Source organism: Paenibacillus massiliensis subsp. panacisoli DSM 21345 (genome assembly GCF_000426545.1).
GTDB lineage: Bacteria > Bacillota > Bacilli > Paenibacillales > Paenibacillaceae > Paenibacillus > Paenibacillus panacisoli.
The window spans coordinates 116,474-125,471 of record NZ_AUFO01000021.1; the positions used below are offsets into that span (position 1 = coordinate 116,474).

The window sequence follows — 8,998 nt, forward strand, 5'->3', positions numbered from 1 at the left end:
TACGATTAGGCGATGAATGTATGTGAAGGGGCGAGAACAAATATGACATTAAACCAATGGTCATGGTCAGAGCTTGTCATGAGTTACGTGCCTCATGGCGGTGAACTGATGAATGTGGAGAGACTTGATGGTCAGGCTGCGATTCTGCCTGCGGATCTCAGGGGCAGTGGGCAGGCAGATATTGCCGCGGTATATCGCTGGAATGGCAGCTTGTATGTATTGGTGCTGGTGAATAACGGTGGCAGCTGGAGACAGGCAGGTCACCTCGCTGGACCTGGATATGCAGTATCTGCACTCACCGCAGCCTCATTGATTGGTACAGGGCGGCCGCAGCTGCTTGTAGGCTGGCGTACTCATACTAATCGTTGCCTGCTCTCGGTCTACGATTACGATGAAGCAGGACTTAGGGATATTACACCAGGTCCGATCCAATTCAGTCATATGGATGTGGAGGACATCGCTGGCGGATATGGTTCTGATGGAGTGGCGGAGCTGGCTCTATGGCTCCATGAGACCGAATCGGCCTATCGTGTTGATATTTTTCGTTGGTCTGGCAGCGGGCTTGTGGCAGCTCAGGATGCCTACCCGGCGTACTTTCCGAAGGTCATCCGCTACTATGAAGAGCTACAGCAAGCCTATCCGGATGAACCTGTGTACGGCTATTATCTGGCGGATGCGCAGCTCCGTACTGGAGCACTACAGTCAGCGCTACATACCGTGGGCAGGACGTTAACGCTGTCACAGTCTGCCACGTCCAGAAGTCGCTTGCTTGGTCTGGAGCAATGGATACTGACTGCTGGCTATCAGGAGGGCTTTTGGCGAACGGTGGGCTTATATCCGGTGTCACTCAAGACGACAGAGGGTCTGAAGTGGGGCTATATGAACCAGACGGGGCAGCTTACCATTCAGCCGCAATTTGATGATGCCCGAGATTTTGAGCATGGTTTGGCTGTGGTCAGCAAGCACAATAAATACGGACTGATTAATGCGGCAGCTCAATTCGTGGTCCAGCCTGTGTATGACTCAATCGGTCCCTTTTTCGAGGGTCTTGCCGTCGTCTCCGACGCCAGAGGCTACAGATTAATGAATAAACAGGGGAACATTATTACCCGCAGAGCCTATTCGTACATTAACGCAGTCAAAAATGGCAGAGCTGTCTTTAGCGACACGATTCAGGTGCCAGGTGCAGGTGGTCAGGAGCAGACACGTTATGGTTATCTGGACCGCGCAGGCCACGAAGTCATTCCAGCACAGTATGAAGAGGCTTATGATTTTCAAGAGGATCGTGCGATTGTGAAGTTGCCAGCCGGGGCTTATGCACTGATCCAGAAGGATGGAACCAAGCTGCACGAATATAGCTATCCAAGTGTCGGTCCCTATTCGGATGGATTGATGTCCTTCCAGCAGGAGGAGGCCGGGAAATATGGATATATTAATGAGCGTGGGGATGTCGTGATTCAGCCTGCATTTACGTTCGCGATGCCGTTTCAGCAGGGGAGGGCTATCGTAAATACGTCAGAGGATGGAGAGTACCTGTATGGTGTCATCGACCGTCAGGGCAGATACATTGTGCAGCCGGAATACAACGATATTCGCAATCTGGATGCAGGACGGCTGGCTTTGGGAAGAGCTGTCGATCCTTCGCAGCCCTTCCTGGGATCATATTATGCTATTGCGGACTGGAATGGACGTAGGCTGACAGACTTCATCTATGCAGAATTGGAATCGTATCAGGATGGACTGGCATCTGCAACTGACGGCAAGGAGACGTATTTCATTGACTTGACGGGGCGTCCGGCTCCGGGCTATCCACGACTTCGAGGGCAGGGGAGCGTGAAGCTGGTCTCGCATGGCTTGATTCAGGCTTTCATAGATCAGCGATTAAGCTATGTAAGGCGCACAGGTCAGGTCATCTGGCAGCAAAATACGCTAATTCCCCTTGCACCGCCATATGCTGTGCGAGAGGAAAAGTACCATCCGAACCCTGACTATCTCGTGTACTATCCGCAGGTGGAGGGAATTCAAGACCGTACCGCTGCACAGAAGCTCAATCGCAGGCTCAAGGAGCTGTCGCAGGTCAAGCCTGTGCCTTCGGATCAAAAACTGGATTATACGTATACAGGCGACTTCCAGGTGTCCTTTTACCGCTATTACCTACTTCAGTTGGAGCTCACAGGGTACCGCTATCCGCTCGGTGCAGCACATGGTATGCCCTCATTGATCTACGCTATCATTAACCTGGGTAATGGACGTATGTATAGTCTGAAGGATTTGTTCAAGCCTGGCAGTCCGTATGTACGGGAGCTCAGTAGGATCGTGGGAGAGCAGATTCGCAACGACCCGCAATATTCTTACGTATTTCCGGATAGCTACACAGGTATAAAAGAGGATCAGCCCTTCTATGTCACAGAGGATGCGCTACATCTGTACTTTGAGCCCTATGAGATTGCACCCTATGCCGCTGGGTTTCCGACCTTTACCATTCCATTCATTCAGATTCGTAACCTTATTAATACAAAGGGAGAATTCTGGCAGGCCTTTCACCAAGCGCCATATAGTTCATAGCCGTTACCGTCAGGTACTCCTTTCCATACACTAGCAATGTATACGGAGAGGAGTGATACAGTGGTAGAAGCTTATTATAATTGCATGCAATGCATGAACAAGCGCGTACGGGTTATGACAGTCCAAGGTCAGCACTACGAGGGCGTAATTGTGAATGTAGACCGCGAGAATGTGTACTTACAAATGGATAAGGAAGATAAGGGTCGGGTCAACACGTCAGGATTCTATCCGTATGGTTATGGCTACGGAAGCTCGATCTTAACCTTAAGCCTGTTCACGCTGCTGGCTATTGCTTTGATCTGAGAATGTGCTCAGAAGCCTTTTGTCCACCTGAATGGGGGGACAGAAGGTTTTTTTATTGAGAAATGCATGATTTATGCTTTCATAGAGGAAGACTGACATCATGCTATTGCTTTGCAGCATTATAATGAATATGGTAGAGAGAGTAATGAAATGCTTGAGTACCCACGACAAGGTAAAGTGAAGAAATGACAATGATAGTCCAGAATGCAAAAAAAAACACTGAAGGAGAATGCCCCTATGATTCCGTTACAACTTCCACGAGAAGAGAAGCTCCAATTAATTGCAAGCTTGCAGCATTATTTTGAAATGGAGCGTTCGGAGGAGATTGGAGAGCTTGCAGCCGAGAATCTGCTGGACTACATATTGAAGGAGCTGTCACCTTACGTGTATAATCGTGCAATTCACGATGCCCGCAAGGTTATTGATCAGCAAATGCTCAATCTGGAAGAGGAGCTGTATGCATTACAAAAGCCCGTCCGCTAGTGGAAAGGGCTTCCTTCATATGTTCAGGTAGGCCTATCTATATGTTGCAACTACAGCAGATCCGGTACGGTTCATCCTTGCTTTATTGAAGCATCATTAAAATAATGGTACAATATGGAACGTTGAATTAATATGAATATGACTGCGGAGGGACTAATCATGAACTCATCATCTGTTACCGCGATCGAACAATTGATCAGCTTGGAGAACATCAGGAATACCAAGGCAAGATATTGTCGCTACATCGACACGAAGCAATGGGACAAGCTGGGTGAGGTATTCGCTCCTGATGCGGTAGCTGATTTCAGCACGGAAGGTAATCCCATACCACTCCTGGAAGGACGCGATACGATTGTAAAGGTGTTTCGTGACTTGGTGGATGTCTCTGTCTCCGTGCATCATATTCACAGTGTAGAGGTTGAGTTTGTCTCGGAGAATGAAGCGAAGGTCATCTCTGCGATGGAGGATTTGGTTCAATTCCCAGCAGAGAACCCAAATAAGTCATTTCGTGGCTATGGGCATTACCATGAGACATTTGTTCAGCTTGATGGTCAATGGGTAATTAAGCACACAACACTGAAGCGTCTGCGTCTGGATATGGAGGAGAAGTGAGCTTTCACTTGTTCATCTGATCCTATAATTTGAAAAACAGCCTGATCGAAGGGGAATTCACTCCTTTGGATCAGGCTGTTTTTTTAAGATCATAGAGTGTATAAGCTTTCAGCGGAGCTGAACAATTCGATTATTGTAAGCTGGAAGTGTGCAATACAGATCACAGTACCTCACAGTACCTCATTGCAGCATATTGCTAGCTTTTGATGATCTTTTCCTGGGAAATAATCACTATGTTTTTGACTTAAGGTATAGAACAAAAGTGCACAAACTCCAAGTTGTAAGGGCTGAAGCGGTTAAAGGATATTGACATTCTTATCTCTGTGAATTATTATCGTGTTGTTAATAACAAATAATTAATATCAATTACCGAATTCGAATTATATTTACAATGGAGTGATACCAAATGAGTCAGACCCATCATCAAAGAGTGATTCGATCCCGTTGGGCAGAGGAAACGCTCAAGATTATAGAGGAGGGTGGCTATACCCACCCTGTTGGAACAGAGATTCAGATTCAGGCGCAAATAGCCAAGACGATTGCCGAGGCAAAATTATATGCACCGGATGAGCTTCCGACCATTAGAGAACGGATAGAAGAGACAATTAGAACTGCTAATCGAACCGCCGACGGAAACGAAAGGACTACTGAAATTCGTGTGACTGCAGAGACAACACTGGAAGCAGCACAACGCTTGGTTACAAAGGAAGGGCGAGCGCATGTCGTGTGTCTTAATTTTGCTTCTGCCAAAAATCCTGGTGGCGGCTTTCTCGGAGGAAGTCAGGCTCAGGAAGAGAGCCTTGCACGCTCCTCAGCATTGTATCCTTCCATCGTGCAGATGGAGGCAATGTATAAGTTCAACAAGCGTATAGGCACTTGCCTATACTCGGATTACATGATCTTTTCTCCAGAGGTACCCGTATTTCGTGCAGATGATGGAGGGCTGCTGGAGGAGCCATATTGTGTGTCGATGATCACTGCTCCAGCTGTTAATGCAGGTGTCGTGCGTGAGCGTGAATCGGAGAATGTGGAACGCATCGCAGAAGTTATGCTGAACCGCATTCGCGGAATTCTGGCGGTCGTGGCAGAGCAGGGAATGGATACACTCATTCTCGGAGCATACGGATGCGGCGTATTCCGTCATAACCCGGTGGAGGTAGCAGAGTGGTTCCGTAAGGTCATTGTAGATGAGAATTATGGCAGTTTGTTTGAACGTATTGAATTCGCAGTACTGGACCGTAAAGCCGACGGACGGACTATCGGAGCGTTTCGAGATGCTTTTGAGGTGAAATAAAAGTAGAGATTATAGATACAAAAACGACGATTCACTACATCGCAGCTATGGGACATAAGAGAGTGAGTCGTCGTCTTTACGAGAATGTATTCAATTTTAAATTTTGAAGCGGCTGATTAGCGTGTTCAGACTACTGGATAGCTCACGAAGTGATTCTGCCGAGCCCTTCATCTCGTCCATAGATTGCAGCTGACTCACTGTCGCAGCGGACACTTCCTGAATGCTATAGGAGGAGTCGCGGGAGATGAGCTCCATATCCTCAATGGCTGCTGATACCTCCTCGGCACCTGCAGATAGCTGCTCCGAGGCTGCAGAGACTTCATGCAGTCGCTCGTCCATGCTCTCGACCCCTGCATGAATAGAACCAAAGGATCTGCCTGCCTCCTGAATGACTGCAAGCCCTGTCTGTACTTCAGTGGTACTGGCAGCCATATGGTCAGCCAATACAGCCGTCTGTCGTGTCATTTCTGCAATCAATTCGGATACATGCCTGGACGAATGCTCGGATTCACCTGCAAGCTTCTGAACCTCCGAGGCAACGACAGCGAAGCCTTTGCCGTGCTCTCCCGAGCGTGCGGCCTCAATGTTGGCATTCAAGGCGAGTAGCTTCGTCTGAGAGGCAATATTATTCATAAGATGCACTACGGACTCAATCTTGCCCGAATACTGTTCCATCTGTGATGTAGAGCTGGCCATCTGGGCATTGGCTTTATGGATTCGATCCATGCTGCCGATTGCGGTATGGATTTGTTCCTGTCCTTTCACAGCATTATGGGTCGTATCCCGGGATATATCCGCAACGACTGAGGCGGCCTGAGAGATATGCTGCATGCTACGTGTAATCTCCTCCATGGAGGCTGTAATTTCACCGGCTCGTGCGACCTGCTCGGAGGCCCCCTTGGCTGAATCTTGAGTATGCACCACGATCTGCTGACTGGCCTCTGCGGTAGTTCGTGAATGCCTCGATACATCTTCAGCGGCTTGAAGCAGAGAATCAGAGTCTTGGCGAATCCCCCTCATGACTTCACGTGTATCGGTGACCAGACGCTTGAACTCCCATGCCAGCTGTCCAATCTCATCCTTGGAGCCAAGCTCCACATTGACGGTCAGGTCACCTTGGCCAACCTGAGCAATGTTCTGTCTGAGTCTTACCAGCGGGCGGGTCAGGATATGAGCAAACAGATAGACCAGCAGCACACTGAGCAAGACAATTCCCAGTGCAGTCCAGATCATCGTAAGCCGGTTCTGTGCCATCAGTTCATAGACGGCGGTCGAATCCAGATCTGCCCCCACCAGGCCAAGGACTTCTCCGCTCTCGCCATGGATCGGTACATAGGCTGTAATTGTAGCACCATATTCATCGCTTGTGAGCTCGCCCCGGACAGCTTCATTCTGGCTAAAGGCCTGTAGCATGCCTTCATAGTGCGTTTCTTCGATTGAACCATATGGAGAGAAATCATCCTCACTCACATCCGCAGCTGCACCGTCGACGACATAATAATACGATGGAGAGCCATTTTCCTCGCGTACACCAAGGGTGTACAAATATTTAAGTCCGTTAGCCTCACGGAGCTGACTTAGCTGATCGCGCAGTACCTCGTAATAACTCGTCTTGCTCTGTCCTGTGCTAAGCGGTGCATATTGAGCGGTATCGATCAATTGTACAGCTCGTTCAGCAACAGCCTGTGCCTGCATCCCCATGGACTGCTCCACCAGCTGTGCCGAGGTGCGATACAGCGTTAGGCCTAAGATGACCCCTGCTCCTAATAAAAGACAGGAGAAAAATAAAAAAATACGCATAAACAAAGTATTCATCCGTTAACGTGCTCCCCCTGGCATCATTCATACTGCATATGAGCTAATAAGCTGTTCTATGTATTGCTTGTAAGCCCCGGCTTGCGTAAAATTTATGTAATTACGATAACGATATTGGTATTAATTTTAAATATCGGCATCTGGCAGGTAAAGAATTAGGCCCGGGGAGGAGTTCAATCTGATGCGAGGCCAGGTATTTACCATAGAAGGACAGACGTTCTTTACCTTTGGGGGAGCAGCATCCCATGATATTGAATATCGCAAGGAAGGGAAGTCATGGTGGAGACGGGAGATGCCATCACAGGCAGAGTATGAAGAGGGTCTGCAGAATTTGGAAAAGCACAATTGGCAGGTAGACTACATACTGACACATACATGCTCGACGGGTGCCCTTAGCTACATTACGGAGCACTGTGGCATACATATGGAATTGGATGAGCTGCATGCATATTTCGATGCTGTGGAGAGCAGAACGGCATATAAGCAGTGGTATTTTGGTCATTTTCATCGGGATATGTTCTTACCGAAGCGACAGAGGTTGGTTTATAACGATAGGATCAGGCTGGAGGAAGAAATAGATAGATTTTAAGAAGTGAATGCGAATCGAAGCATAATAGCAGAATTACAGGAGCGTTATAGAAATCCCCCTTGCCACTGACGTGGTCAAGCCCCCAATTAGTAGACATTGAAAAAAACACCTAGGCAGCAAACTGGCGTCGGTAATCTACCGGCGTCAGTTTATTTAATTTACGCTGTGGTCGTCTTCGGTTGTAAAATTGAATGTATTTCTTAATTCTCTTTTGTGCCTCCGCCATTTTTCGGATATCATAAGGGTAGAGCCCTTCCGTTTTAAGATGTGAGAAGAAGCTCTCCATAGAGGCGTTGTCTAGGCAATTGCCCCGGCGTGACATGCTGATTTGGGCGCCAACCTTTGGCAGCATGTCATGGTATGCATGAGACGTGTACTGGAATCCCTGGTCGCTGTGAACGACCACTCCGGTCACGTCTTTTCGCTTGGCAAATGCTTTGGCAAACGTTTGGAGAACTAACTCGTTATCGTTACGTTCGCTTAGCTGGTAGGCAATAATCTCATTGTTGAACAGATCTTTTATTGCCGAGAGATAGAGCCAGCGTTCGCCTACCCGGTATTGGGTCACATCCGTTACCCATTTCTGGTTGGGTTTGTCTGCCGTAAAGTCTCGTTTCAGCAGGTTCTCTGCCACACGATCTCCAGCCTGCTGCTTCGTCCCGTTCCTCCTACGTTTCCGGCGAATCCTGGCTTGAAGTCCAAGCTTTTGCATGAGGCGCAGAATCTTCTTGTGGTTCATCCATATGCCGTCATCTTGCCACAAGAACAATTGGAGCTGCCGATACCCGTACTTTCCCTCGTAGCGCTTGTAGACTTTACGAATTTGTTGTTTGGCTTCAGCATTGCGGTCGTTCCCTTTTCGCTTCAAATAGGCGTAGTAACCGCTTCTGGAGACGCCAAAGAGTTGGCACAACTCCGCAATTCCTCCTAGGCCTACGGCTTGCTCGATGAGTTTAAAGCGTTCTTCCTTACCTCCTGCATCCAGATTTCCAAACACTTTTTTAACATGTCATTCTCCCGTTTAAGCCTTTGAACATACCGATCCTGATCCATATATTCCTCTCGGCGTCCTCGCTGATCCAGTAGTCCATACTCACCCAGTTCTCTGTACTTACGCATCCATTTCTTAACTCTATCCTTATCCTGGATCCCAAGATGTTCAGTAATCTGTCTGTATGTCCATTTCTCTTCCACATGTAGTCGGATTGCCTCTTTCTTATCTTCTTCAGTATATGATTTAAACTTCTGTCCTTTAATCGCCATAAAAATGCACCCCTTAGATTTCATCGGATTAACCAGGGGGTTTTTCCAATGTCTATTCTAAGGGGTGCAATTCA

At 48.0% G+C, this 8,998-nt stretch carries 9 protein-coding genes; 6 read left to right on the forward strand and 3 right to left on the reverse strand.

The window, feature by feature from the left end:
* The first annotated feature begins 42 nt into the window (after positions 1-42).
* From K331_RS0117655 to K331_RS0117675, 5 genes are all read left to right on the forward strand, one after another.
* Positions 43-2,565, forward strand: a complete 2,523-nt coding sequence (locus tag K331_RS0117655; RefSeq protein WP_028591339.1) for a WG repeat-containing protein — start codon at positions 43-45, stop codon at positions 2,563-2,565.
* 36 nt (positions 2,566-2,601) lie between these two features.
* Entirely contained in the window at positions 2,602-2,868 is a 267-nt protein-coding gene (locus tag K331_RS0117660; protein WP_036635204.1) for a hypothetical protein, read from the forward strand.
* 237 nt (positions 2,869-3,105) lie between these two features.
* Positions 3,106-3,351: a DUF2164 domain-containing protein gene (locus tag K331_RS0117665; RefSeq protein WP_028591341.1), complete on the forward strand. Its 246-nt coding sequence runs from the start codon at positions 3,106-3,108 to the stop codon at positions 3,349-3,351.
* A 159-nt stretch (positions 3,352-3,510) separates the two neighbouring features.
* Positions 3,511-3,963, forward strand: a complete 453-nt coding sequence (locus K331_RS0117670; protein WP_028591342.1) for a nuclear transport factor 2 family protein — start codon at positions 3,511-3,513, stop codon at positions 3,961-3,963.
* Positions 3,964-4,369: 406 nt separating this feature from the next.
* On the forward strand, positions 4,370-5,257 hold the full coding sequence (locus tag K331_RS0117675) for a TIGR02452 family protein (RefSeq protein WP_028591343.1): 888 nt from the start codon (positions 4,370-4,372) through the stop codon (positions 5,255-5,257).
* A gap of 96 nt (positions 5,258-5,353) precedes the next feature.
* On the opposite strand, the gene K331_RS0117680 is transcribed toward K331_RS0117675, so the two are convergent.
* Positions 5,354-7,072, reverse strand: a complete 1,719-nt coding sequence (locus K331_RS0117680) for a methyl-accepting chemotaxis protein (protein WP_028591344.1) — start codon at positions 7,070-7,072, stop codon at positions 5,354-5,356.
* A 181-nt stretch (positions 7,073-7,253) separates the two neighbouring features.
* Here K331_RS0117680 and K331_RS29855 point away from each other — a divergent pair, with 181 nt between their 5' ends.
* Positions 7,254-7,661 (forward strand): hypothetical protein, encoded by a 408-nt coding sequence (locus K331_RS29855; RefSeq protein ID WP_208115156.1) that lies wholly within the window; start codon positions 7,254-7,256, stop codon positions 7,659-7,661.
* A gap of 109 nt (positions 7,662-7,770) precedes the next feature.
* Here the strand turns inward: K331_RS29855 and K331_RS0117690 are convergent, their stop codons facing one another.
* Together K331_RS0117690 and K331_RS0117695 are read right to left on the reverse strand one after the other, a co-directional pair.
* Positions 7,771-8,658 (reverse strand): IS3 family transposase, encoded by an 888-nt coding sequence (locus tag K331_RS0117690; protein ID WP_156897677.1) that lies wholly within the window; start codon positions 8,656-8,658, stop codon positions 7,771-7,773.
* Complete coding sequence (locus tag K331_RS0117695; RefSeq protein WP_028591249.1) at positions 8,595-8,924, reverse strand: helix-turn-helix domain-containing protein; 330 nt, start codon at positions 8,922-8,924, stop codon at positions 8,595-8,597. Before K331_RS0117695 ends, K331_RS0117690 begins: the two co-directional genes overlap by 64 nt.
* Positions 8,925-8,998 lie beyond the last annotated feature (74 nt).

Excerpts from the sequence above, each read along its gene's own strand:
- K331_RS0117655 (WP_028591339.1), top strand. The coding sequence starts at position 43 with ATGACATTAAACCAATGGTCATGGTCAGAGCTTGTCATGAGTTACGTG.
- K331_RS0117660 (WP_036635204.1), top strand. The coding sequence starts at position 2,602 with ATGTATACGGAGAGGAGTGATACAGTGGTAGAAGCTTATTATAATTGC.
- K331_RS0117665 (WP_028591341.1), top strand. The coding sequence starts at position 3,106 with ATGATTCCGTTACAACTTCCACGAGAAGAGAAGCTCCAATTAATTGCA.
- K331_RS0117670 (WP_028591342.1), top strand. The coding sequence starts at position 3,511 with ATGAACTCATCATCTGTTACCGCGATCGAACAATTGATCAGCTTGGAG.
- K331_RS0117675 (WP_028591343.1), top strand. The coding sequence starts at position 4,370 with ATGAGTCAGACCCATCATCAAAGAGTGATTCGATCCCGTTGGGCAGAG.
- K331_RS0117680 (WP_028591344.1), bottom strand. The coding sequence starts at position 7,072 with ATGAATACTTTGTTTATGCGTATTTTTTTATTTTTCTCCTGTCTTTTA.
- K331_RS29855 (WP_208115156.1), top strand. The coding sequence starts at position 7,254 with ATGCGAGGCCAGGTATTTACCATAGAAGGACAGACGTTCTTTACCTTT.
- K331_RS0117695 (WP_028591249.1), bottom strand. The coding sequence starts at position 8,924 with ATGGCGATTAAAGGACAGAAGTTTAAATCATATACTGAAGAAGATAAG.